Annotated in this window: 19 protein-coding genes and 1 pseudogene; 10 read left to right on the top strand and 10 right to left on the bottom strand. The window is 64.2% G+C overall.

The window, feature by feature from the left end:
• Window positions 1-10: 10 nt before the first annotated feature.
• Window positions 11-1036 (bottom strand): AraC family transcriptional regulator, encoded by a 1026-nt coding sequence (locus QJT78_RS02620; RefSeq protein ID WP_028147018.1) that lies wholly within the window; start codon window positions 1034-1036, stop codon window positions 11-13.
• A gap of 186 nt (window positions 1037-1222) precedes the next feature.
• Between QJT78_RS02620 and QJT78_RS02615 the strand changes: the two genes are divergently transcribed.
• The 3 genes from QJT78_RS02615 to QJT78_RS02605 all read left to right on the top strand — a co-directional run bounded on the left by QJT78_RS02615 (window position 1223) and on the right by QJT78_RS02605 (window position 4457).
• Window positions 1223-1672, top strand: coding sequence for a cupin domain-containing protein (locus QJT78_RS02615; protein ID WP_028147019.1), 450 nt, complete (start codon window positions 1223-1225; stop codon window positions 1670-1672).
• A gap of 100 nt (window positions 1673-1772) precedes the next feature.
• Window positions 1773-3266, top strand: a complete 1494-nt coding sequence (locus tag QJT78_RS02610) for an NAD(P)/FAD-dependent oxidoreductase (RefSeq protein WP_028147020.1) — start codon at window positions 1773-1775, stop codon at window positions 3264-3266.
• A gap of 102 nt (window positions 3267-3368) precedes the next feature.
• The gene (locus QJT78_RS02605; RefSeq protein ID WP_028147021.1) at window positions 3369-4457 is read left to right on the top strand and encodes a hypothetical protein; all 1089 of its coding nucleotides are present in this window, start codon (window positions 3369-3371) and stop codon (window positions 4455-4457) included.
• A gap of 66 nt (window positions 4458-4523) precedes the next feature.
• Here the strand turns inward: QJT78_RS02605 and QJT78_RS02600 are convergent, their stop codons facing one another.
• Window positions 4524-5867: a cytochrome c peroxidase gene (locus QJT78_RS02600; RefSeq protein WP_038941849.1), complete on the bottom strand. Its 1344-nt coding sequence runs from the start codon at window positions 5865-5867 to the stop codon at window positions 4524-4526.
• A gap of 16 nt (window positions 5868-5883) precedes the next feature.
• Complete coding sequence (locus QJT78_RS02595) at window positions 5884-7428, bottom strand: alkaline phosphatase family protein (protein ID WP_240537459.1); 1545 nt, start codon at window positions 7426-7428, stop codon at window positions 5884-5886.
• Between the two features lie 3 nt (window positions 7429-7431).
• On the opposite strand from QJT78_RS02595, the gene QJT78_RS02590 reads away from it, so the two are divergent.
• Both QJT78_RS02590 and QJT78_RS02585 read left to right on the top strand, forming a co-directional pair.
• Window positions 7432-7635, top strand: a complete 204-nt coding sequence (locus QJT78_RS02590; protein ID WP_281460172.1) for a hypothetical protein — start codon at window positions 7432-7434, stop codon at window positions 7633-7635.
• 281 nt (window positions 7636-7916) lie between these two features.
• A complete protein-coding gene (locus QJT78_RS02585) occupies window positions 7917-9092 on the top strand; it encodes a mandelate racemase (RefSeq protein ID WP_038941847.1) in 1176 nt (391 codons plus the stop codon).
• A gap of 34 nt (window positions 9093-9126) precedes the next feature.
• Here the strand turns inward: QJT78_RS02585 and QJT78_RS02580 are convergent, their stop codons facing one another.
• Both QJT78_RS02580 and QJT78_RS02575 read right to left on the bottom strand, forming a co-directional pair.
• Complete coding sequence (locus QJT78_RS02580; RefSeq protein WP_028147024.1) at window positions 9127-9645, bottom strand: GNAT family N-acetyltransferase; 519 nt, start codon at window positions 9643-9645, stop codon at window positions 9127-9129.
• Between the two features lie 13 nt (window positions 9646-9658).
• Window positions 9659-10450: an ABC transporter substrate-binding protein gene (locus tag QJT78_RS02575; protein ID WP_028147025.1), complete on the bottom strand. Its 792-nt coding sequence runs from the start codon at window positions 10448-10450 to the stop codon at window positions 9659-9661.
• A 239-nt stretch (window positions 10451-10689) separates the two neighbouring features.
• Here QJT78_RS02575 and QJT78_RS02570 point away from each other — a divergent pair, with 239 nt between their 5' ends.
• A complete protein-coding gene (locus QJT78_RS02570; RefSeq protein WP_028147026.1) occupies window positions 10690-11883 on the top strand; it encodes an efflux RND transporter periplasmic adaptor subunit in 1194 nt (397 codons plus the stop codon).
• A gap of 13 nt (window positions 11884-11896) precedes the next feature.
• On the top strand, window positions 11897-15055 hold the full coding sequence (locus QJT78_RS02565) for a multidrug efflux RND transporter permease subunit (RefSeq protein ID WP_038941846.1): 3159 nt from the start codon (window positions 11897-11899) through the stop codon (window positions 15053-15055).
• Window positions 15056-15463: 408 nt separating this feature from the next.
• On the opposite strand, the gene QJT78_RS02560 is transcribed toward QJT78_RS02565, so the two are convergent.
• The gene (locus QJT78_RS02560) at window positions 15464-16636 is read right to left on the bottom strand and encodes an MFS transporter (RefSeq protein ID WP_028147028.1); all 1173 of its coding nucleotides are present in this window, start codon (window positions 16634-16636) and stop codon (window positions 15464-15466) included.
• Window positions 16637-16698: 62 nt separating this feature from the next.
• On the opposite strand from QJT78_RS02560, the gene QJT78_RS02555 reads away from it, so the two are divergent.
• The 3 genes from QJT78_RS02555 (at window position 16699) to QJT78_RS02545 (ending at window position 20797) form a co-directional block, all read left to right on the top strand.
• Window positions 16699-17496, top strand: coding sequence for a helix-turn-helix transcriptional regulator (locus tag QJT78_RS02555; protein ID WP_028147029.1), 798 nt, complete (start codon window positions 16699-16701; stop codon window positions 17494-17496).
• 270 nt (window positions 17497-17766) lie between these two features.
• Window positions 17767-19119, top strand: a complete 1353-nt coding sequence (locus QJT78_RS02550) for a malonyl-CoA decarboxylase (protein WP_028147030.1) — start codon at window positions 17767-17769, stop codon at window positions 19117-19119.
• A gap of 229 nt (window positions 19120-19348) precedes the next feature.
• Window positions 19349-20797: an MmgE/PrpD family protein gene (locus QJT78_RS02545; protein WP_028147031.1), complete on the top strand. Its 1449-nt coding sequence runs from the start codon at window positions 19349-19351 to the stop codon at window positions 20795-20797.
• Window positions 20798-20945: 148 nt separating this feature from the next.
• Here the strand turns inward: QJT78_RS02545 and QJT78_RS02540 are convergent.
• From QJT78_RS02540 to QJT78_RS02525, 4 genes and pseudogenes are all read right to left on the bottom strand, one after another.
• Window positions 20946-21214: pseudogene (locus QJT78_RS02540) on the bottom strand (GIY-YIG nuclease family protein).
• A 212-nt stretch (window positions 21215-21426) separates the two neighbouring features.
• Window positions 21427-22596: a mandelate racemase/muconate lactonizing enzyme family protein gene (gene tarD, locus QJT78_RS02535; protein WP_212480394.1), complete on the bottom strand. Its 1170-nt coding sequence runs from the start codon at window positions 22594-22596 to the stop codon at window positions 21427-21429.
• A 143-nt stretch (window positions 22597-22739) separates the two neighbouring features.
• Window positions 22740-22997, bottom strand: coding sequence for a DUF3297 family protein (locus QJT78_RS02530; RefSeq protein WP_014492823.1), 258 nt, complete (start codon window positions 22995-22997; stop codon window positions 22740-22742).
• Entirely contained in the window at window positions 22994-23470 is a 477-nt protein-coding gene (locus QJT78_RS02525; protein ID WP_028147034.1) for a glutathione peroxidase, read from the bottom strand. Before QJT78_RS02525 ends, QJT78_RS02530 begins: the two co-directional genes overlap by 4 nt.
• Between the last annotated feature and the right edge of the window lies 1 nt (window position 23471).

Here is a 23471-nt window from a genome sequence, read left to right as displayed (position 1 = left end):
TGTCTGCCGCCTAGCTCATCCTTCGCCGCAGCGTTGCCGACGGCGTCTCGCCGAATTTTTCACGATAGGCACCCGCCATGCGGCCGAGATGGGTGAAGCCGAGATCGAAGGCGATCTCGGTGATGGAGACATCCGGCGAAGCCTGCGCGAGCCGGGCGTGCAGAGCAGCGAGGCGCATGTCGAGCAGCATCTCCGAGATCGATAGGCCGAAGTGGCGGCGGAAGCCGAGCTGGAGCGCGCGGACGCCGATCCCGGACGCGCAGGCGAGCTGCGTGAGGTCGAGCGGCTCACCGGCATTTTCCGCAAGATGGTCCCGCGCGGCGCGCAGTGCACGCGGCAGCCGCTCGGCTTGCCCCGAGAACCTCCTGATGGCGTCCGACAGGCCATGGCGCTGGCCATTGAGGAGATGATCGAGCAGCACCTCGCGCCAATCGGCCATCGCGACCGGTGAAAGCCTGCCGGACGGCCCGAGACGCTCGGCGAGCAGCATCAGCTCGGCAAGGCTGGTCCGCAAGGCCTGCCCCGCCGGTGCCTCCAGGTCGATCGCGGCATCAAACTCGACTGGGCCGGCCGCCCTGCCCGACAGCGACGCAGCGCGTTGCTCGACCATGCGACGGTCGAGCAGCAGGATCGCTTGCGCACAATCGCTCCACATCATCCGGGTCGGGATGGTCGGAGACAGCAGCGACGCCGTTCGGCCCGGCGCGGCATCGATTTCGATGATGCCGGCACGAATGCGGGCGGTGCCGGTGAGCGGGACCTGCACCAGGAAGAAGCGCTCAAGGCAGCCGGGATCGATGCTCACCGACCCGCCATAGGCGACATAGTTGATGGAGAAGCCGTCGAACGCCGCGCAATTGTGCCGGGCGGAGAAGCCGGGCTCGCACGGCCGTACCGGCTTGAGATCGTGCGGGCAGAAGATGCGTCCGATCTGCTCGGCCGCTTCGTCGACATCGTCCGTGGTGACGCGGGCGAAGTCCGCAAGCCGTTCGGCTGCAGACGTTCTTGCGGTCATTTCCAGCACGGCTGCGGACATCGTCGACCACGCTTCGCGTCGCGGAATTGCTTTAAGCCTATAATGGTTCCTCGAACGCGGAAAGGGCCGCGTCGCAAAATCATCATGCTGCACGGCAACAGTCGCGTCCGGATTCGTTTAGCGGATAGACACCGACCGTCGACGGGTCGAAGCTCCATCCTCGCCGGAATCCATGAGGAGCGAGCCATGACTGCACTCGAAAAGGGCATTACCACAAACGGCACGGGCTATGGCGGCAAGAGCTGGAACATCCTTGGCCAGGTCTATTTCCCCAAGGCCGTCACAGATTCCACCTTCGCGTTCGAGACCAACAGCGAGCCCGGCCAGTTCGTGCCGGTGCACATCCATCCGACCCAGGACGAGTTCATCCTGGTGCAGGAGGGCACGCTCGACCTCAAGCTCGACGGCCAATGGGTCAAAGCCCATGCCGGGGATCTCGTGCGCATGCCGCGCGGCATCCCGCACGGCTATTTCAACAAGTCCGACAAGCCGTGCCGCGCGCTGTTCTGGGTCTCGCCGATGCAGAAGCTGGAGGCGCTGTTCAACCAGCTCCACAATCTGACCGACCCCGCCGAAGTCGTGCGCATCTCGGCGCAGCACGAGGTCGACTTCCTGCCGCCCGAAGCTAACGACTAAGCCTTCTCGTCCAGTTTCATCTGCTTGCGGGTCCGCCGGTCGCGCATCGCGGCCGAGCGTGGTCGCTTGCGCCCGAAACACATCGATTGCGAGGAATCCCATGGTCAGCCCCAAGCATGTCTGCGTGATCGGCGCCGGCGTCTCCGGCCTCGCCGCCGCAAAGGCGTTCTCCAGCCACGGCCACCGCGTCACCATCGTCGAGCGCAGTGCCGATCTCGGCGGCGTCTGGGAGCCGGCGCGCTCCTATCCCGAGGTGCAGACCCAGAGCCCGAAGGAGCTCTACCGCTACACCGATCGCGCCATGCCGGACACCTATCCGGAATGGCCGACCGGGCCGCAGGTCCATGCCTATCTCGCCGATTATGCGAAGGGCTTCGGTCTCGATCGCATGCTGCGCCTGAACACTGAAGTCGCGGGCATGGCGCGGCGCGCCGACGGCAAACCGGGCTGGACGCTCGCGCTATCAGGCAAGGACGGCGCCGCGGCGAACGAAGATTTCGATTTCGTCGCGGTCTGCACCGGGCAGTTCAACGAGCCGCGCGAGCTGCATTGCCCGGGCGAGGACGGCTTTCTGGCGCAGGGCGGCCAGATCCTGCATTCGTCGACATACGGCGATCCGACGCTGGCGAAAGGGCGGCGCGTCGTCGTGCTCGGCGGCTCGAAGTCCGCGACCGACATCGCCGTGAACGCGGTGAAATCAGGCGCGCGCGAGGTCACCATCGTGATGCGCGAGCCGGTGTGGCGCATTCCTTATTTCATCGGCGGGCTCGTGAACTTCAAGCGCATCCTCTACATCCGCGCGCAGGAGGAGATGTTTCCGGGCTGGGGCGCGAGCTCCATGGCACGGCTCGCGCACCGCATCGCCGCGCCGCTGATCTGGGCGAACTGGCGTGGATTGGAGAGCCTGTTGAAGGCGCAGCTCAAGCTGAACCGCTGCAAGATGGTGCCGAAGGAGCGGATCGAGGACGGCGTCAACTGCTCGGTGCCGATCGCAACGCCGGGCTTCTACCCGATGGTCGCCGACGGCCGCATCAAGGCGGTGTTCGGCAGCTTCGATCACTATGATGGCGACAGCATCGTGATGAGCGGCGGCGAGCGCGTCGCCGCCGACGTCGCCGTGCTCGCGATCGGCTACAAGCTCGGTGTGCCGTTCCTGCCCGCGGCCTATCGGCAGAAACTTGTCGATGCGGACGGGCAGTACCGGCTCTACCGCCTGATCGCCAACCCTGATCTGCCGGAGATGGGCTTCGTCGGCTTCAACTCGTCGTTCTGCACCGTGCTCTGTGCCGATCTCGCGGCGAACTGGCTGGTGCGCTATGCCGACGGCCAGCTCGCGAACCAGCCGACGGCGCCAGCGATGCGCGACAATGTTGAGATGATGCTGCACTTCAAGCGGGTCGAACGGCCGGCTGCCGGCGTCTATGGCGGCCTCTGCGTCGCGCCCTATCACTATCGCCATTTCGACGAGCTCATGGCCGACATCGGCGCCAAGAACCAGAAGCGTGGCGGGCTCGCCGGACACTTCCAGCCGCCGGATGCGGATGCCTATGCGAAATTCCTGGCCTCGGCGCCGGAGTACCGGGCCACAGCGTAAGGTCGGAGAACCCGGGCTGAGCATGATTTGCAACTCGCCAGTCCGCGCGTTTGATGTTTACGATCCCGAGACCGACGAATCTCCGGCACACGGGAACCCGCCATGGGACGACGATGTCACGCCGCTACGGCCCTGGCGGTGCTTGGGCTGATCCTCACGACGTTCACAGTCGGCCAGGCACAAACGCTTAACGCGAAGCAATCGGAGGCGCTCGCCACCTATGATCGCGCGCTCGGCGATTTCAAATCCATCCTTGCCGAGCGGCGCCGACAGATCGAGGCGAAGGAGCCGCTGCCGAACCTGCCGGGACAGGCGCTCTATCTGGCACGCGTCGCTGTCATCAGTTCTTACAAGGATCTCACCGACGCCATGCCGTCGCGGATCGGCAAGCCCAACAAGTTCGAGATACCACCGGCCTATTTCGACGCCGACATCGAGCCGCTGATCGACGAATATTCAAAGCTGTTCGACGTCATGGAGGCGCCGCCCGCGGGCGCGCAGAACTCGGCGACGCCGTTCAAGGACGTCGTCGATCTCGCCACAGCGATCGCGCGCGCCAAGGGGCTTGCACCGGCTCACGCCGAAGCTGCGGGCCGGATCAGCCTCGGGCTGTTCTTCGCCGAGACCAACGGCAAGCAGAATGTCCGCAACGGGCGCTCGAATACCTATATGGGCAGCTTCCAGACCGGCCCGTCCGAGGACCGCAACGGCCGCAGGAAGTGGGATGCCATCAAGGGCGAGATCGCGGCAGCCGACCCAGAGCTGAGCGCGCGCGACGACAAGGAAGAGGCGCGCGCCCGCGGCACGGACTATCGCTTCAACCACTGGACCAACGTGCGCGACGGCCTGATGAACGCGCATGCGGAGGTCTTCCGGGAGATTCCGGGAATCGTGAAGACACTGCCCGACCCGATCGACCAGATGAAGCTGTTCGAACTGATCCAGATCGTGCCGACCCCGACGCGGTCCGCGCTCAAGTCAGGCGATGTCCTGAACTACAGGGTGTCCAGCCCGACCATCATGAAGCACCTGCGCAACAACAGCATCTTCGCGTTCGGACAGGCCGACCGGGCGCGGACCTCGGCCAGCTTCCGCGAGATCCTCGCTGCGATGTGGCTGTTCAACCGAAAGTTCGAGCGCGCGATGGTGAAATATTCGGAGATCAAGGGGGCGCTGAGGGATCGGTTGTAGCCGTCCTGGACACTGCAGGCTGTCACGCCCATACCTCCGCGCCTCGCGGCACGCGAAGAGAACGGCTTAGTTTTCCGGCTTGTAGCCGTCCGTCAGCGTCCTCAGGAACGCGATGATGTCGGCTTCGTCCTGCTCCGTCATCGCCGGCTTGTCGCCGGGGTGGCGATCGAAGGGCGGATCGGTGACGTCGACATTGGCATGATATTTTTGCGGCAGGTCGTCGTATTTCCGCACTGCGCCGTCGGCGTCGCGCGGAAAAACCTTTTCCGGATTGGTGTCGCGAAAATTGTAGAAATCCAGGACCTGCTCGAGAGTACCGAAGACGCCGTTATGGAAGTAGGCGTGACGCTTCGCCGTGTTGCGCAGCGTCGGCGTCAGGAACATGCCGCAATATTGGGTCTGCTCGGGAATGTCGGTGCGCTGCGGGCCGCAGACGCCGAGATCGAAATGGTTGGGATCGCGATTGCCGGCGAGCGCGGCATTGCGCGGCGCGCCGAGCGCCTCGTATTGGTGATCGGTGAACAGCGGCGGCAGACCGTCGCGGGTCGGCGCCGAGGTGTGACAGCCGGCGCAATTGGCCCTGTCAGGATCGTTGAACGCTTGCAGGCCGCGCAGTTCGGTCTCGGTGAGCCGCGCATTGCCCTCGAGCCAGTAGTCATACTTGCTGGTGTAGGGATGGAAGCTCGGCTCCTCCACCTGATAACGCGCCACCGCGAACATCGCCTCTGCAATCAGCAGCCGCTGATTCTTCAGCACGCCGGCGCCGAACAGCTCGATGAAACGGCTGGCGTAAGGCGCGCGGCGCAGCTTGTCCGCGACGATCTCGGCGCTGCCGCCGTCCATCTCGTTGGGATCGATCAGCGGGAACAGCGCCTGGTCCTGGAGCGTGTCGGCGCGGCCGTCCCAGAACAGGCCGCCCTGCGGCACGATGTTCGCCGATGCGCCACTGCCGCCGGCCGTCTTCGTCGTGCGCGCCGCCTGCTGGCCGATTGCAGCCATCTGCGCGAGATCGATGATGTTGTCGTCGTCGCCCTTGTCGGGGCCGATGCTGAAATTCGGATGGCGATCGAGATAGGTCAGCGACGGCACTGCGCGTGCGCCCTGCCGCGACAGGGCGGCGCCGCCGAGCATCACCGGCCCGTCGTTGGGCGGACCGTAGGCGTGATCCGGGCTGTGGCAGGACGCGCAGGACAGCGCACCGGACGACGACAGAGAGGCGTCGTAGAAGATCTCCTTGCCGAGCTGCGCCATCGCGGACAATGGCGCGACGGGCGGGCGCATGAGGCGAACCGGATTCGGGTTCGCGCCGAACTGGCTCGTCTCCGCGAGTCCTTGCGTCCCGGCCGCAAAGACGGCGCCGGCCAGACAAAGCAGGCCGGCGCCGAGGAGCCACATGGTGCGGCTGTTCATCAAGCGTCCCGTTGGACTAGTGGTGGTGGTGCTCGTCCGGTGGGCTGGTGATCGCCGTGCCGGAGGTCGGATCGAGGAACAGCGCGTCGGTCCGGTAGTCATGGCTGTGATCCTGATCGAAGTCGAACAGGTCCATGATCGAGCCGGAGCTGGCATCGAACGAGCCGCCGCCGATACGCTGGCCTCGCAGCCAATTGTCCTCGATGAACCGCACCACGGACGCCTGCGAGATGTAGGTGCTGCTCACGTGGTTGGTCCTGGCGTAGGGCGAGACCACGATGAACGGAATGCGCGTGCCGGGACCGCAGCGGCCGTTCACCGGTTTGCCGGAGAGACCCTTCGGTGCCGGCTGCTTCAGCGGGCCGAGGCCGCACAGGCCCGGACCGTTGACCTGATCGGCGGTCGGATCGTAGGAGGCGGTCTTCGGCGCAACGTACTGGTGGTCGTACCAGCCGTCGGAGTCGTCATAGGTGATGATGACCGCGGTTTCGCGCCACTCCGGCTGCTTCTGGAGGAAGTTGATCAGCTCGACGTTGCCGACCTGCTCGTCGAGCGGATCGGAGTTGCCGGCGTGACCGTCCTGGTAGGCCGACATCTTGATGTAGGAGACGGCCGGGAAATTGCCGGCCTTCACGGCGGCGTAGAAGTCCTCGAGGTCGTAGGCGTGGTTGGCCGGATCGACGGTCTTGCCGCCCTTCTCGTAGGTGTGGCCGATCGCATCGACCGAACTCGGCCGCGCATGGGTCGGGTTGGCGGTCGACTTGTAGTACTGGAACCAGGCGTGGTGCGGGCTGTAGTCCACGATCGTGCCGTTCACGTTGCTGGAGAACGTGGTGCGCGCGCAGCCGGTGGTGCCGTTGGCATTCTTGAGCGTCAGGTCAAAGCCGCCCATGAAGCTGCCCCAGCTGATGCGCTCGTCGTTGAGCAGGTCGCCGATGTTCTTGCCTGTCATCAGCACGGTGCTGCTCGTGCTCGAGCAGGAATCGTAGGCCGGGTCGGTGTCGCCGATCAGCGTCAGGCCGCCCTGGCCGTCGGCGATCGACGCCGAGGTGCCGACGATGTTCTGCGCGCCATTGGTCTGGCCAGAAATCACCGCGAGCGCGCCCTGCGTCGACGGACCGAAAGTGTCGGTCCAGGCATTGTCGCTCATGGCGAAGTGCTGGGCGTAATTCCAGAAGGCGGTGGTGGTGTTGCCGTCGAAATAGCCCATGACCTGACCGTTGGTGCCGAACGCGCCGGCGCCGCCGGCGGTGCCGCGGCCGGTGAATTTCGGAAACAGGTCTTCCTTGCCGTTGTCCACGGCCTGCTGCTCTGGCGTGTAGGAGTGGTTCTGCGAGCGCGTGTTGGCCTGGGTGCGGTCGAGGCGGAACGGGTCCGTCGCGCCGGCGCCGTTGGCCGCGCTGTTGTTCGGATTGTTCACCAGCAAATGCGCGTTGGCGAGATTGTTGACCTTCGGCGTATGCGGCTTCGGCACGAAGGGGATCGAGCCCGACGGATTGGCCGCGTTCGGATAGGTCGCGAAGTAATGATCGAACGAGCGGTTCTCGTTGAAAATGATCACGAGATGCTTGATCGGCGTCTCGGTGTGGATGTCATGCGGATGACGGTGATGATCGTGATCGTGATCGTGATCGTGATCGTGATCGTGATCGTTGTCGCGACCTTGATCATGCCCGTGATCGCGGTCACGGCCGAAATCGTCCGCAAGGACGGGAAGAGTGCACGCGAGCGCGCTCGCGGCCGCGACAATCGCAGCCGTCGTCAGTAGTCTCGATTTCATTTTTTTGAGGCCCCGGAAATGAGGATGTTTACGATCAGAAATGTTCTAAACATCGCGAGTGACAGAGCCGTGTCAGTTTGACGCACGAGACACTTTGCGCAGTGGTCGAGGCATAATTTTTTATGCAGCCACCCGCTTCGGCCGTGCCGGAGCGCGTCTTGCCGTTTTATTCCAAGGGCGAAGGCAAAAATGATCGCGTTCAGATTGTTGCGCGATGCCCCCGGTTGCATTTAGCTTGACCGGACAAGAACAAGGTCTCAGGGGGAAACATGAAAGCCGCTCTTCGCAGGCGCACGCGCCATGCCGCGTCAGCCCTGGTCGCAACGTCCTTTGCCGGCTTTGCAAATTTCGCCGCTCATGCCGAGATCGTCGTCACCGCCAATGACGGCAAGATGATGCTGGAGAACGGCAATGCCGTGGTGCGCAAGCAGCCGCTGCCGGACACGGTCAGCGTCATCGATCTCACCGATGGTGCGCTGAAGCTTTTGGGCGAGGTGCCGGCACCCGCCAGCGTAGTCGGGCCGCCGCCGAGCGTCGCGATTGCGCCGGACGGCTCGCTTGCGCTGGTCACGGGGGCGATGAAGCTCGATCCCGCGGATACGACCAAGACGGTCCCCGACGACAAGCTCTCGGTGATCGACCTCAAATCCACCCCGCCAAAGGTGCTCGCGACATTGCAGGCCGGCCCAGGCGCCGCTGGCGTCTCGATCAACCGTGCCGGCACGCTGGCGCTGGTTGCCAACCGCAGCGAAGGCACCGTCTCGGTCTTCGCGATCAGCGGCAATACGCTGACCGCAGGCGGGAAGATTCAACTCGGCGATGCCAAGTCCGGCCCCAGCCATGTAGTGTTCTCCCGCGACGGAGCCACCGCGCTGGTCACCCGCGACGGCGACAGCAAGATCTCGCTTCTGAGCGTGGACGGGACCAAGGTCGAATACACCAAGCGCGACCTCTCCGCCGGCATCCGCCCTTACGACATCGACCTCACCGGCAGCGCGGTGGCCGTCGTCGGCAATGTCGGTGCCAGCAGCGGCGACAGTGACACGATCAGTCTGATCGACATGACCGCCAAGCCGATCCGCGTCGTCACGACGGTTACCGTTGGACAGACACCTGAGGCCGTGAAGATGTCGCCGGACGGCAGCCATGTCGCCGTCACCGTCATGAACGGCTCGAACAAGCCATCGGCCTCGCCCTTCTTCAACGATTTCGGCCTGCTCAAGGTTTACAGGATCTCGGGCACCGACCTCACGCCGGTGGCGGAGGCCAAGATCGGCCATTGGTGCCAGGGCATGGTGTGGTCAAAGGACTCAAAACATGTCGTGGCGCAGTGCATGGTCGAGAACGAGCTGATCGCATTCTCGTTCGACGGCAAGGCGCTGACCAGGACGTCCACACTCAAGCTGCAGGTGAGCCCCGCAGGCATTCGCACCGCGGAGCCGTGAGTCCTAATAACGGGCGAAGCGCCCCGAAATGCCGTCAGAGCCGCTTGGTGAAATAGTAGCGACGAATGCCACCACCTAGCGTCTTGTTGCTGGTGGCATCGGCGATCTCTTCGCGCACATTCTCGTATCCGGCGTTTCGATACAGCACCAGCGCATCCTGCTGAAGCTCGGACGTGCTCAGCTGCAATTCTGGACGATTGCGGCGGCGGCACTCCTCTTCCGCAAACGCCAGCATCTTTCGCGCGATACCCCGGCGCCGCGCGCCGGGAGCAACGTACATGCGCCGTAACTCCATCGTGCGTTCGCCAGAGGCCTCCAGTCCTAACATGCCGCCGATTTCATCGTCATCGACGGCGACCCAGAAACTGCCATTCCGGCTCGCATAATAATCGGCGAGACGATCGATCTCCTCTGCGAGGGAGCGCGTGATGTATCCTTCAAACGCCTCCGCCAGATGCGCCGGCGCCAACAGGCGATTGACCTGGATGAACAGCTCGCGCACGGCAGCTGCATCGGCGGGCAAGAAAGCGCGGATCTGAATCTCGCTTGCCATGGAGCCGCTGCCGCTACTCCGTCCGGATCGGCGTGTCCTTCAGGCCGTTGTTGTCATAGGCCTTGCGCAAGGTGCCGTTCGTCGTGGCTTCCGTCATGAACCTGGAAACGAACGTCAGCGCCTGGGGATGACCGAGCGGGACGGCGACGGCCGTCACCGTTTTCTTGAAGGTCTCGTCCAGCACCTTCGTGCCCGGGATCTTCTGCGCCATCTTGTTGAGCTGGTCGCGCGACAGCGCGAAGGCGTCGATCTCGCCGCTCTTCAGGAGGCCGAAGATCTCGTCATAGGTCTGATAGCCCGTAACTTTCGCATTCTTCAGATGCGCGATCGCGCCGCGCATGGTCGTGGTGGCGTTGACGGCCGCGACCTTGATGCCGGGCTGGTCGAGGCTGGCGAAGTTGGTGATGGCTGAGCCGGGCTTGACGATGTAGGTGGCATCCGCGACCTCGTAGATCGGGCCGAACATCATTTTGGTCTCGCGCTCGGGATCTTTTGGCAGCCAAGTGACGTCCCAGGTCCCCTTCGACGCCGCGTCGGTGATCTGCCCGGAATTCTGGTGCACGACATATTCGACGGGCACTCCGAGTTGGCCGGCCATCTCCTTGCCGAGGTCGACCGGCACGCCGGCATAGCCGGCTTCGGTCTTGGTCGACCAGAACGCGCCGCCCGCCGGGCTGATCGCGATCGCGACCCGCAGCTTGCCGGTCGGCGCGATCTCGTCCTTCAGGCCATCGGCTAGCGCGGGCATGGCGACTGCCGCTGCGAAAACGAGGCCGGCAAGGGCCGCCTGGAGCGACGTGGGCATGTCATGTTCTCCTCACTTTTCTTCTCTGCTTCTCGACCGCTTCGATTCCGTCACTCGGCCTTTGACACAATTCTGGTCGATCATGCACCCGATGAAAAGTGGTTTGCCATGACAAACCTGTCAAAGGCCACTGCGCCGTTTGCTGTGCAAGGCCGGTGACCGCCATGGCTATGGTGTTCCACGGCCGGGCATTTGTTGGTAGCCTGCCACACCGACAGACAATAATCGGGGGCCACCGAATGACCTGCGCGAATCCCGCTGATCTCGCACAACGGAACGGAGCGTGGAGACATGTCGGGCGGGCACTCGTTGCCGCGGCGGCCGTGGTGGCGCTCGCCGGCTGCGAGGACAAGAACACGTTCGTGGCGCCGCCGCCGCCGAAGGTGGACGTCGCCACGCCGGTGCAGCGGGCCGTGACGCGCTATGTCGAAGCCACCGGCAACACCGCGCCGGTCAAGAGCGTCGATCTGGTGGCGCGCGTGCAGGGCTTCCTGCAATCGATCGACTATCAGGACGGCAGCTTCGTCAAGCAGGGCACCCAGCTTTTCTTAATCGAGCCTGAGACCTACAAGCTCAAGCTCGAGCAGGCGCAGGCGGCCGAGGTCGGCGCGCAGGCCACGCTCAAGCAGGCCGAAGCCGATTTCAAGCGCCAGGTCGAGCTGGTGCAGCGTCAGGCGGTCTCGCAATCCACCCTCGACACCTCGACATCGACCCGCGACAACGCCCAGGCCAGTCTCCAGCAGGCCCAGGTCAATACAAGGCTCGCCGAGGTCAATTACGGCTACACCAAGGTGAGCGCGCCGTTCGACGGCATCGTCAGCGCGCACCTGGTCTCGATCGGCGAGCTCGTCGGCGTCTCCTCCCCGACCCAGCTCGCAACCATCGTCGCGCTGGATCCGATCTGGGTGAACTTCACGGTCAGTGAGCAGGACGTCCTTCGCATCCGCGCCGAAGCGGTCCGTCGCGGGCTGACCGTGGCCGACCTCAAACAATTGCCGATCCAGGTGGGCCTCCAGACCGAGACCGGCTATCCGCATGAAGGCCACCTCGACTACGTCTCGCCGACCCTCAATACATCAACGGGCACGCTCGCGGTACGCGGCGTCTTGCCCAACGACAAGCGAGCGCTGCTGCCCGGCTATTTCGTCCGGGTCCGGGTGCCCTTCGACCAGGACAAGAACGCCCTCCTCGTGCCCGACACCGCGCTCGGCAGCGACCAGGGCGGCCGCTATCTCCTGGTGGTCAATAGCGACAACATTGTCGAGCAGCGCAAGGTGCAGATCGGTCAGGTCGACAACGGCCTGCGCGTGATCGAAAGCGGCTTGAAGCCGGACGACCGCGTGGTGATCGCGGGGCTACTGCGCGTGATCCCGGGTCAGAAGATCGATCCGCAACCGACGAAGATCGACCAACCGCAGGCGTCAGCCAAGTGAGGGGTCGCCAGCCATGATCTCGAAATTCTTCATCGAACGGCCGGTCCTCTCGAATGTCATCGCGCTTCTGATGATCCTGATCGGCGGCGTCGCGCTGTTCAACCTCGCGGTCGCGCAATATCCCGACGTGGTGCCGCCGACGGTGCAGGTCACCACGCGCTATCCCGGCGCCAGCGCCAAGACCGTGATCGACACCGTCGCGCTGCCGATCGAGCAGCAGGTCAACGGCGTCGAGGACATGCTCTACATGCAGTCCTACAGCGGCTCCGACGGCACCTATACGCTGACCGTGACCTTCAAGATCGGCACCGACCTCAACTTCGCGCAGGTGCTGGTGCAGAACCGCGTCTCCAGCGCGCTGTCGCAGCTGCCGACCTCCGTGCAGAACCAGGGCGTCACCGTCCAGAAAAAATCGACCTCGATCCTGCTGTTCGTGACGTTAACCTCGCCGAACAGGACGTTCGACAGCCTTTATCTGAGCAACTACGCCACCATCAACATCCGCGACGAGCTTTCGCGCCTGCCCGGCGTCGGCAACGTCACGGTGTTCGGCGCCGGCCAGTATTCGATGCGGGTCTGGCTCGATCCGAACAAGCTCCAGGTCCGCGGACTGATGCCGTCGGACGTCGTCACGGCGATCCAGCAGCAGAGCCAGCAGGTCTCGGCCGGCCAGGTCGGCGCGCCGCCGACGCCGCCGGGACAGGCGTTCCAGTACACGCTCAACGTCAACGGCCGGCTCGACGACACCACCCAGTTCGAGAACATCATCGTCAAGACCGGCACCAGTGGCGACGTCACGCGCGTGCGCGACGTCGGCTGGGTCGAATTGGGCGCGCAGACCTACAGCCAGATCTTCTCGCTGAACAATCAGCCGGCCACCGGCATCGGCGTGTTCCAGTCGCCGGGCGCCAACGCGCTCCAGGTCGAGCAGGCCGTCGAGAAGAAGATGGCGGAGCTTGCAAAGCGATTCCCCGAAGGCATCAAGTACGACACGCCGTTCGACACCACCAAATTCGTCGAAGCCTCGGTGCACGAGGTCTACATGACGCTGATCGAGGCCGGCCTGCTGGTGCTGGTCGTGATCCTTGTGTTCTTGCAGGACTGGCGAGCGATGCTGGTGCCGGCGACCACCGTGCCCGTCACCATCATCGGCGCGTTCGCGGCGATGGCGGCGCTCGGCTTCACCATCAACATGTCGACGCTGTTCGCGATCGTGCTCGCGATCGGCATCGTCGTCGACGACGCCATCGTCGTGGTCGAAGGTGCCGCGCACAACATCGAGCAGGGCATGAACGGCCACGACGCCGCGATCAGGGCGATGGACCAGCTCTTCGCGCCGATCGTCGGCATCACCCTGGTGCTGATCTCGGTGTTCCTGCCGGCCTCGTTCCTCGCCGGCCTCACCGGGCGCATCTATTCGCAATTCGCGCTGGTGATCGCGGCGACCGCGCTGCTATCCGCCATCAACGCGGCCACGCTGAAGCCGACGCAATGCGCACTCTGGCTGCGGCCGACGGTGCCGCCGGAGCAGCGCAATTTCTTCTACCGCGGCTTCAACGCCGTCTATAACCGTGTCGAGCGGGGCTACACGCGCCTCATCGGCGTGCTGTGCAGGAACAGCACGATCTCGGTCGCATTCGCCCTGGTGCTGATCGGGATCGGCGGCTACGGCCTGTCGCGGGTGCCGACCGGCTTCCTGCCGATCGAAGACCAGGGCTATCTGATCGCCGCCGTGCAACTGCCCGACGGCGCTTCGCTGGAGCGGACCCAGACGGTGCTCGACAGGGCGAGCGAGCTGATCAAGGACACGCCGGGTGTCCAGCAGGTCATCACCATCGCCGGCATCTCCGCGCTCGACAACAGCGCCAGCCTTGCCAATGCCGGCGTCGCCTACATCATCCTGAAGGACTGGTCGGCGCGCAAAGGGCCCGGCGAAGATCTGCGTTCGCTGGTCTACGGGCTGAACGACAAGCTCGCGACCATCATGGAGGCACGCACCTTGGTGTTGCCGCCGCCGCCGATCCAGGGCATCGGCAACGCGGCCGGCTTCTCGATGCAGGTCGAGCTGCGCGACGGCAACAGCGATTTTGCAAAGCTCCAGGCCATCACCGGCGCGATGGTTTCCAACGCCCAGAGCCAGAGCGCGCTGCAGCGCGTATCGTCCTCGTTCCGCTCGTCGGTGCCGCAGTTCAACGTCGAGATCGACCGCATCAAGACCCAGACGCTGCACGTCACCACCGATCAGGTGTTCGCGGCGCTGTCGACCTATCTCGGCTCGTCCTACGTCAATCAGTTCAACAAGTTCGGACGCGTGTTCCAGGTCTATACCCAGGCCGATCCGGCATTCCGCGTCACCGAGCGCGACATCGCCAACATGCAGGTACGCAACTCGAACGGCGACATGATCCCGATCGGCACCGTCGCCACGATCACGCCGGCCACCGGCCCGTCGCTGATCAGCCTCTACAACCTCTACCCTTCCTCGACCATCGTCGGCCTGCCGGCGCAGGGCTACTCGTCCGGCCAGTCGCTGAAGCTGATGGAGGAGATCGCGGACAAGACGCTGCCGCCGGGCACGGGCTATGAGTGGACCGCGATGTCGTACCAGGAGAAGGCCGCCTCGAACCAGATCTACTGGGTGTTCGGCCTTGCCATGCTGCTGGTCTATCTCGTGCTCGCCGGCCAGTACGAGAGCTGGTACGCGCCGATCTCGGTGATTCTCGCGGTGCCGCTGTCGCTGATCGGGCCCATGCTGGTCCTCAACGCCTTGAAGATCGACAACAACCTCTATTGCCAGATCGGCCTGATCCTGCTGATCGCGCTGTCGGCCAAGAACGCCATCCTGATCGTCGAGGTCGGGCTCGAGCTGCACGGCCGCGACGGCAAGCCGGTGTTGGAATCCGCGATCGAGGCGGCGCGCGCCCGTTTCCGCCCGATCCTGATGACGTCGTTCGCCTTCATCCTCGGCGTGGTGCCGCTGGTGATCGCGACCGGCGCCGGCGCCAGCGCCCGCAAGTCGATCGGCATCACCGTGTTCTCGGGCATGCTGGCCTCGACCTGCCTCGCGGTGCTGTTCGTGCCGGCCTTCTTCGTGGTGGTGCAGCGCTTCGAGAACTGGCGTGCATCGAAGAAGGCGCCGAAGGCAAAGACGGTGGCCGAGGTGAAGCCCTAGCTTTTTTGCTGCGCCAGTAAAAAATCGAAAAACAACCCCATGCACAGTAGGGATGGCGTTGAGCTTTTAAGAGCGTTCCGGTTCTTTGACACGTCGGGCAAAACACCGGCAGAATGGCATCGTCGGCAGTCGTCAGGCGAAGCGCCGGTCCATCCCCCGTCATTGCGAGCACAGCGAAGCAATCCAGAGTCCCTCCGCGGATAGATTCTGGATTGCTTCGCTGTGCTCGCAATGACGGGGAGAGAGTGTTGGCCTTACGGCGCACACTCGTGCCCTGACGCAGCGCCCCTTCGGCGGTGCGCTGCAGAGCCGGGGCCCATCTCTCCGCGTGCCGTGTTGCATTCTGGGTCCCGGCTCTGCGCAGCAGCGTTACACGCTGCAGCGCGTCCGGGACACGAGACCGCCGCCTCACGCCGCCTGCGGCGTCCTGATCTCGCGCGGCAGGATGATGGCGGCGGCGATTGCCAGCAGGCAGAGCGCGGCGAAGGCGTGCAGCATGGTGACGAAGCCACCCTGCTCGTAGAGCCAGGCGACCAGGCCGACGGAGGCGCCCGCGGCCGTGAAGCCGATGAAATAGCGCACCGCATAGGCGCGCGAGCGCCATTCCTCGCTGGTGTATTTGCCGACCATGGCATCGTTCACCGTGACCTGCCCGAACGCGCCCATGACGATGCCGATCGAGACCAGGATCAGCGGCAGATTGGACAGGCTCGCGGCGAGATACAGAAACGGCGCCAGCATGAAGGACAGCGGCAATGCCACCGTCTTCAGCGAATAGCGGTCGAGCAGCCGGCCGATCGTGTACTGGGTCATCGCGCCGAACACGTAGACGCAGGCCGCGATGACGCCGAGCAGCGCTGGGCTTTTCGTCAGGTCCGCAAGCCGTTCCGCGAACAGTTTTGGCAGCGCGACGGTGACCGCATTGAACGTGGTCGAGATCGCGATGACCACGATCAGCAGCGACAGGATCACGCGCCACATGTCTTTCTTCGCCACGCGCGCTTGAGCTGCCGCCTGCTTTGAGCCCTTGCGGTCCTCGTGCACGACCATCATCGCAAAGGCGATGCCGATCATGATGGTGACGACACCGGGCACGATGAAGGCAAAACGCCAGCCGAGATACTGGCCGATCACGCCGGTGACCAGCGCGGACGACGCAACGCCGAGATTACCCCAGACGCCGTTGATCCCCATCTCGCGGCCGAGCCGGTCGGCATAGGACACGATCATCGCGGTGCCGACGGGGTGATAGATCGAGGCAAAAATGCCGATCGCGAACAGCGCCGCGCCAAGCTGTGCCGGGGTCTGCACGAAGCCGACCGAGATCATGGAAGCACCGATGCCGACGAAGAAGATCAGCATCATGTGGCGGCGGCTCCAGCGGTCCCCGAGCCAGCCGGTGAGCAGCGAGCCGGCGCCGAAGGCCACGAAGCCCGGGGTCGCGTAAGGCAGAAGTTCCGAATAAGCCATGCCGAGCGCCGGCCCCATGATGATCACGGCGGCGGCGAAAATCAGCATCGAATAATGGTCGATGAAATGGCCTGCGTTGACGAAACTGATCACCCGGCTGGGGCTGTTCATTTCCCGAATCCTCTCCTGCTCCGAAATGAGTTATATGTCCTGGGCATGACGGGATGCTGCCAATGACTGTCTTGGAAACGCCAATCCTCCGGGAGGTCCGGAGCAACCATCGCTCGCCCGCGGGCGTGCACTTGGTCGCGCGCGACTATCCCAAGGGCATGCGGATCGATCTGCACATGCACCGAGAGGCGCAGCTGATCTATGCCGCCAAGGGCACGATGCAGGTGACGACGCCCGGGGGACGCTGGCTGGTGCCGCCGGACCGCGCGGTCTGGGTACCGGCCGGGCTCGAGCATGCCATCGACCTGCTCGCCGACATCGAGATGCGCACGCTGTATTTCGACCTGCCCTGGCTCAAGCGCGAGCAACGCTATGAGGGGCTGACCAAGGAATTCGTGGTGCGGGTATCGCCGCTGCTCAATCAGGCGATCCTCGCGCTGTTCGACGCGCGCAACACCGAGGAGCGCACCGAGCTGCTGGTCCGCCTGGTGATGCTGGAATTGCACCAGGCCGAGGATTCCGCGACCTTCGTGCCGCTGCCGCACGAGCCGCGCTGCCGGCGCGCCGCGATGATCGTGCTCGACGATCCCACCGGCCTGCACGACATCGACACGCTGGCGCGCGAGGTCGGAACCTCCGCGCGTACGTTGTCGCGGCTGTTTTCGACCGAGACGCAATTGAGCTTCAAAAGCTGGTGCCAGCGCGCAAGGGTTGCGGCAGCGATCCAGCGGCTGTCGACCGACGCCAATGTGTCGGTGAAGCAGCTCGCCACCCAGCTCGGCTATGCCAGCGTGCCGGCGTTTTCGGCGGCATTCCGTCAGGTGACGGGGCGGACACCGACGGAGTTTGCGAGGAAATAGTCACGGTGTCGTCGCCCGGCTTGACCGGGCGACCCAGTATTCCAGAGACGGCCGTGATTGAGCCGAGAGGCCGCGGCGTACTGGATGCCCCGGTCAAGCCGGGGCATGACAGCGGTTGTGGAGCGCAACGGCCCTCGCGGGGCATGACAGCTTTCCTGGTGGCGCATGGCACCACGAAAGATACAAAATTCCCCTGCTTGATTGTGATCGGCTTCCGCCTAAATCCCGTGTAAGCTTCCGCATCGCACAAACCGGAATCGAAACGACCAGATGGCCAACGCCTTCTTCTCAGACCTGCTCGCCACCATCTCCGATCGCGGCCGCACACTGCTGCGCCGCGGGGATTCCGACGACACCAAGCACGATGCCGAAGGCCTGATCGAGCTTTGCGGTGCGCTGCTGTCGGGCCGGGGCGAAGCTTCGGGCACTGCCATGGCGCGTGAGGTGCTGGACATCTACCAGGAGTTGGATGCGGCAGGACGCCGCGCCTTCTTCGAAGCCCTGGTGCGCGATTTCGGCCCCGATCGCGAACGCCTGTCCAAGGCGATCGAAAAATGGCGCGCCAAGCCCAGCGACGAAGACGCGAGCTCGCTGCACTTCGCCTCCGAGCCGCGCCGGCAGGAGCTGATCCGCCGCCTCAACCGCGCGCCGGGCGGCACCGGCGATCTCGTCAACATGCGCGCCGATCTGCTCGGCATGATGAACGGTCACACCGATCTCGCCGCGCTCGATCGCGACGTCTCGCACCTTCTCTCGTCGTGGTTCAACAGGGGGTTTCTCGTGCTGCGCCGGATTGACTGGTCGACCCCGGCCAACATCCTCGAAAAGATCATCCGTTACGAAGCCGTGCACGAGATCAGCGACTGGGACGATTTGCGCCGCCGCATCGATCCGGTCGACCGGCGCTGCTACGCCTTCTTCCATCCCGCCATGGTCGACGAGCCGCTGATCTTCGTCGAGGTCGCGCTGACCGAGACGATCCCCGGTGCGATCGCGCCGCTGCTGGCGGTCGACCGTCAACATCTGCCGATCGAGCGCGCGCGCACCGCGGTGTTCTATTCGATCTCCAACACCCAGCGCGGGCTTGGCGGCATCTCCTTCGGCAGCTTCCTGATCAAGCAGGTGGTGGAAGAGTTGCGCCGCGAGACGCCAAAACTCGACACCTTCGTGACGCTGTCGCCGGTGCCGGGCTTCATGCAATGGGTGAAGCAGGACAAGGACTTGCCGCTGTCGGACGAAGACCGCGAGATCCTGAAGCGCCTCGACGATCCCAAATGGTTCGAGAACCCCGAGACGACGACGCTGCTCCGCACCGTGATCGAGCCGCTCGCGGCCTATTACTTCCTGAAGGCGCGCACGCCGAAGGGCAAGCTGATCGATTCCGTCGCCCGCTTCCACCTCGGCAACGGCGCACGGCTCGAGCGCATCAACTGGCTCGGCGACCTCTCGCCGAAAGGCGCGCGCGAGTCCGCCGGCGTGATGGTCAACTACCTCTATCGCCTCGACGACATCGAGAAGAACCACGAAGCCTACGCCAATGACGGCGAGGTCGTGGCGTCGAGCGCGGTGAAGAAGCTGCTGAAGGGCGAGGGGCGCAGGCTGCTGGATATGCGGCTGTCGTAAGCACCGAGATGTCGCTCCAGAGACGGTGTCATCGTCCGCGAAGGCGGACGATCCAGTATTCCAGAGGCCGGCGTTGAAGAGCTCGCCCTAACCACATTCGCCGCGGCGTACTGGATGCCCCGCCTTCGCGGGGCATGACAGCGGGATTGTGGATGCGCCGCCGGCTGGACATCCGCCTGTCATAAGCGCTATCCGTTTCATCGAACTCCTGCACCAAAGACGGGACACCATGAAACGACGCGACTTTCTCAGGCTAACCGCCGCAGCGGCAACCAGCCTCTCGCTTTCGCCCGCACGCAGTTTCGCGGAGGGATCTGGCTCCGGGCCAGAAATGACGGCGCTGTGCGACTACATGAGCGCTGCGAAAACCCGCGCGCTGCCGCCCGAAGTCGTCGAACAAGCAAAGCACCACATCCTCGACACGCTGGCGTCGATGATATCAGGATCGGAGCTGCCGCCCGGTCAGGCGGCGCAGCGCTACATTCGCGCCAATGCTGCGCAGGGGACATCGACCATTGCCGGCACATCGCTCACCGCGTCGCCAGTCGAGGCTGCGCTTGCCAACGGCGTCATGGCGCATGCCGACGAGACCGACGATTCGCACAGCCCGTCGCGCTCGCATCCCGGCAGTTCGACTGTTCCCGCGGCACTTGCGCTCGGCGAACACCTCGGAATCGACGGCGCCCATTTTCTGCGTGCGGTGACGCTCGGCTATGACGTCGGCACGCGCGTGGTGATGGCGATGGGCGGGGCCGATTTCAGCTATGAAAGCGTGCTGAGCACGCACAGCATTTCCGGCACGTTCTGCGCTTCCGCTGCGGCGGCTAGCGTCGCCGGCTTCGACGCGCGCCGGATGCGCTGGGTGCTCGACTATGCCGCGCAGCAATCCTCCGGCTTCATCGTGTGGCGGCGCGACGTCGACCATATCGAGAAAGGGTTTGTGTTCGCCGGCATGCCGGCCCGCAACGGCGTGACGTCGGCACTGCTGGTGCGTTCGGACTGGAACGGCGTCGACGACGTGTTCTCAGGGCCAGACAATTACTTCCTGGCCTATGCGCCGAAGGCTGCGACCGGCAAACTCGTGGAGAAGCTTGGCGAGCGTTACGAGATCGCAGGCACCGACATCAAGAAATGGACGGTGGGTTCACCGATCCAGGGACCGCTCGATGCGGTCTACGCCATCCGCAGCAAGCAGGCGTTCGAGGCCGGAGAGGTCAAGCGCGTCACCGTACGTCTTGCGCCGTCGGTCGCCGAGGTCGTGGACAACCGCGACATCCCCGACATCTGTCTCCAGCACATGGTCGCCGTGATGCTGCTCGACAAGACCGCCTCGTTCCACGCCGCACATGACAAGCCGCGCATGCAGGACGCGGCGGTTTTGAAGGAGCGCGCCAAGGTGAATCTGGTGCGCGACGAGGAGCTGGCCAAACTATTGCCGGTGCGCGTCGCCATCGTCGAGATCGAGCTCACTGATGGAAGCCGCCTCTCCGAGCGCGTCACCGCCGTGCGCGGCACGCCGCGCAACCCGATGACGCGCGACGAGGTCATCGACAAGGCGCGCGATCTGATTGTGCCGGTGGTGGGGGCGGAGAAGGCGGAGCAGTTGATCAAGGCGGTGTATGGGATTGAGGCTGTGACGGACATCCGCACGCTGCGGCCGCTGCTGCAGCGGGTGTGAGGGTACCCCTGTCGTCAGGGATGGCAGACTTTCTCCACCGTCATTGCGAGCGCAGCGAAGCAATCCAGAATCCCTCGGCGGTGGCAGCCTGGATTGCTTCGCTGCGCTCGCAATGACGGAGTGCGCATCCGGGGACTTGGGCTCAAGGTCAGATCAGCGTCTCGTACAAATCCATCCAGTCCGGATTGGCGCCTTTTCCCGGCTACCGCCCTTGATCTGCTTCTCGCGTGCGATCGCATCGGTCATTGTCGCATGCAGCTCGTACCAGACGAGCAGCTTGCAACCGTACTTCGACGAGAAGCCCTTCACCAACCCCTCGCGATGCTCGAACGCACGGCGCGGCGGATTGGAAGTTACGCCTGTGTAGATCGTTCCATTGCGACGGTTGGCGAACATGTAAACGCAAGGCTGCTTCATGATCGTGCTCAGCTGAGGAGAGCTTTCATGATAGCACAACCAAAAGATGATGGCGAGGAACGCCTGCGATAAGGGCAATAAAAAAGCGCAGGCTTTCGCCACGCCGTCATTGCGAGGAGCCCTTGCGACGAAGCAATCCAGACTGGCTCCGTGGAGAGATTCTGGATTGCTTCGCTGCGCTCGCAATGACGGAGTGTGGTGTAGCAGTCGGGCTACTCCGCCAGCGCCTTCATTTCCTTGTAGAGATCCGACTTGCCTTCGAAGCCGATGCCCGGCAGGTCGGGCATGGTGATGTGGCCGTTCTCGACGCGCACACCATCCGGGAAGCCGCCGTAGGGCTGGAACAGGTCGGGGTAGCTCTCGTTGCCGCCGAGGCCGAGGCCGGCTGCGATGTTGAGGGACATCTGGTGGCCGCCGTGCGGGATGCAGCGGCTCGGCGACCAGCCGTAGGTTTTCAGGACCTCTAGCGTGCGCTGGTATTCGCAGAGGCCATAGGACAGTGCGCAGTCGAATTGCAGCCAGTCGCGATCCGGGCGCATGCCGCCGTAGCGGATGAGATTGCGCGCGTCCTGGTGGCTGAACAGGTTTTCGCCTGTCGCCATCGGGCCCGGATAGAATTCGGCGAGCGCGGCCTGCAGCGCGTAGTCGAGGGGATCGCCGACTTCCTCGTACCAGAACAGCGGGTAGTCCCGCAGCATCTTGGCGTAGGCGATGCCGGTCTCGAGATCGAAGCGGCCATTGGCATCGACTGCGAGCTGCGCGTCCTTACCGATCTCCTTCAGCACCGCCTCGATGCGGGTGCGGTCATCCTCAATCGACGCGCCGCCGATCTTCATCTTCACGACGTTGTAGCCGCGATCGAGATAGCCGCGCATCTCGCCGCGCAGCATCAAGAGATCCTTGCCGGGATAATAATAGCCGCCGGCGGCGTAGACGAACACGCGCGGATTTGCTTTCACGCCGTGACGTTCGGCGAGCAGGCGGAACAGCGGCTTGCCTGCGATCTTCGCCACCGCGTCCCACACCGCCATGTCGATGGTGCCGACCGCGACCGAGCGCTCGCCATGGCCGCCCGGCTTCTCGTTGGTCATCATCGCGGCCCAGACCTTGTCGGGGTCGAGACTGTCAGCGGCCGCATTCAGCAGCGACTTCGGATCGGCCTCCAGGATGCGCGGGGCAAAGCGCTCGCGGATCAGGCCGCCCTGCCCGTAGCGGCCGTTGGAGTTGAAGCCGTATCCGACGACGCGCTTGCCGTCGCGGACGACGTCAGTGACGACGGCGACGAGGCTCGTCGTCATCTTGGTGAAGTCGATATAGGCGTTGCGGATCGGCGATGAGATCGGCTTCGTGATCTCGCGGACGTCAACGATGCGGACGGACATGGGTTGTCTTTCTCGCGGGCTCTCTCGTCTCGTCATGGCCGGGCTTGACCCGGCCATCCACGTCTCGGCCGCCTCGAAGAACGTGGATGCCCGGGACAAGCCCGGGCATGACGGCGCACCTCGCGGCGCGCGCTCAACTCAAACTATTTCTTATCCCTAAAATACGGCTCGACCGGACCATGCACCTTGATGGTCAGCGGGTTGCCGTAGCGGTCCTTGGCGTTGCCGGCGGTGACGCGGACCCAGCCTTCGCTGATGCAGTACTCCTCGACATTGGTCTTCTCGACACCCTTGAAGCGGATGCCGACGTCGCGCGAGAGAATATCCGCGTTGTAATAGGGGCTGTTCGGGTCGACCGACAGGCGGTCCGGAAATTCGTCGCTCATGATTGTCTCGCTCATAACAGGGTCTCGATTTGCTGCCGCAATCCTTCGGGACGGGCGGTCGGCGCGTAGCGCGCGATCACCTTGCCGGCACGGTCCACCAGGAACTTGGTGAAATTCCATTTGATGGAGGCGCCCAGCAGGCCGGATTGCTGGCGTTTCAGGTACTCGTACAGAGGGTGCGCGTGGGCGCCGTTGACGTCGATCTTCTCGAACAGAGGAAAGGTGACATCGTAGTTGGTCGAGCAGAAGGACTGGATCTCGCTCGCCTGGCCCGGCTCCTGTGCGCCGAACTGATTGCAGGGAAAGCCGAGCACCGAGAAGCCGCGCGGCGAGAGGTCGCGATAGAGATCCTCCAGCCCGCGATATTGCGGCGTGAAGCCGCATTTGCTCGCGGTGTTGACGATCAAGAGCACCTGCCCTTCGAAACGGCGCATGGGCACCTCCTCGCCGAGAAGCGAGTTGGCCTTGAAGTCGTAGATCACAGACATC

It is taken from the genome of Bradyrhizobium sp. Mp27 (assembly GCF_029953005.1).
GTDB lineage: Bacteria > Pseudomonadota > Alphaproteobacteria > Rhizobiales > Xanthobacteraceae > Bradyrhizobium > Bradyrhizobium barranii.
Note: the sequence above shows the minus strand (reverse complement) of the source record. Positions and strands in the feature narration are given on the sequence as shown.

Excerpts from the sequence above, each read along its gene's own strand:
- QJT78_RS02575 (WP_028147025.1), bottom strand. The coding sequence starts at position 10,450 with ATGCCCACGTCGCTCCAGGCGGCCCTTGCCGGCCTCGTTTTCGCAGCG.
- QJT78_RS02610 (WP_028147020.1), top strand. The coding sequence starts at position 1,773 with ATGGTCAGCCCCAAGCATGTCTGCGTGATCGGCGCCGGCGTCTCCGGC.
- QJT78_RS02605 (WP_028147021.1), top strand. The coding sequence starts at position 3,369 with ATGGGACGACGATGTCACGCCGCTACGGCCCTGGCGGTGCTTGGGCTG.
- QJT78_RS02580 (WP_028147024.1), bottom strand. The coding sequence starts at position 9,645 with ATGGCAAGCGAGATTCAGATCCGCGCTTTCTTGCCCGCCGATGCAGCT.
- QJT78_RS02600 (WP_038941849.1), bottom strand. The coding sequence starts at position 5,867 with ATGAACAGCCGCACCATGTGGCTCCTCGGCGCCGGCCTGCTTTGTCTG.
- QJT78_RS02545 (WP_028147031.1), top strand. The coding sequence starts at position 19,349 with ATGAAACGACGCGACTTTCTCAGGCTAACCGCCGCAGCGGCAACCAGC.
- tarD (WP_212480394.1), bottom strand. The coding sequence starts at position 22,596 with ATGTCCGTCCGCATCGTTGACGTCCGCGAGATCACGAAGCCGATCTCA.
- QJT78_RS02555 (WP_028147029.1), top strand. The coding sequence starts at position 16,699 with ATGACTGTCTTGGAAACGCCAATCCTCCGGGAGGTCCGGAGCAACCAT.
- QJT78_RS02570 (WP_028147026.1), top strand. The coding sequence starts at position 10,690 with ATGACCTGCGCGAATCCCGCTGATCTCGCACAACGGAACGGAGCGTGG.
- QJT78_RS02585 (WP_038941847.1), top strand. The coding sequence starts at position 7,917 with ATGAAAGCCGCTCTTCGCAGGCGCACGCGCCATGCCGCGTCAGCCCTG.
- QJT78_RS02560 (WP_028147028.1), bottom strand. The coding sequence starts at position 16,636 with ATGAACAGCCCCAGCCGGGTGATCAGTTTCGTCAACGCAGGCCATTTC.
- QJT78_RS02615 (WP_028147019.1), top strand. The coding sequence starts at position 1,223 with ATGACTGCACTCGAAAAGGGCATTACCACAAACGGCACGGGCTATGGC.
- QJT78_RS02620 (WP_028147018.1), bottom strand. The coding sequence starts at position 1,036 with ATGTCCGCAGCCGTGCTGGAAATGACCGCAAGAACGTCTGCAGCCGAA.
- QJT78_RS02550 (WP_028147030.1), top strand. The coding sequence starts at position 17,767 with ATGGCCAACGCCTTCTTCTCAGACCTGCTCGCCACCATCTCCGATCGC.
- QJT78_RS02565 (WP_038941846.1), top strand. The coding sequence starts at position 11,897 with ATGATCTCGAAATTCTTCATCGAACGGCCGGTCCTCTCGAATGTCATC.
- QJT78_RS02525 (WP_028147034.1), bottom strand. The coding sequence starts at position 23,470 with ATGTCTGTGATCTACGACTTCAAGGCCAACTCGCTTCTCGGCGAGGAG.
- QJT78_RS02590 (WP_281460172.1), top strand. The coding sequence starts at position 7,432 with ATGCTTGATCGGCGTCTCGGTGTGGATGTCATGCGGATGACGGTGATG.
- QJT78_RS02530 (WP_014492823.1), bottom strand. The coding sequence starts at position 22,997 with ATGAGCGAGACAATCATGAGCGACGAATTTCCGGACCGCCTGTCGGTC.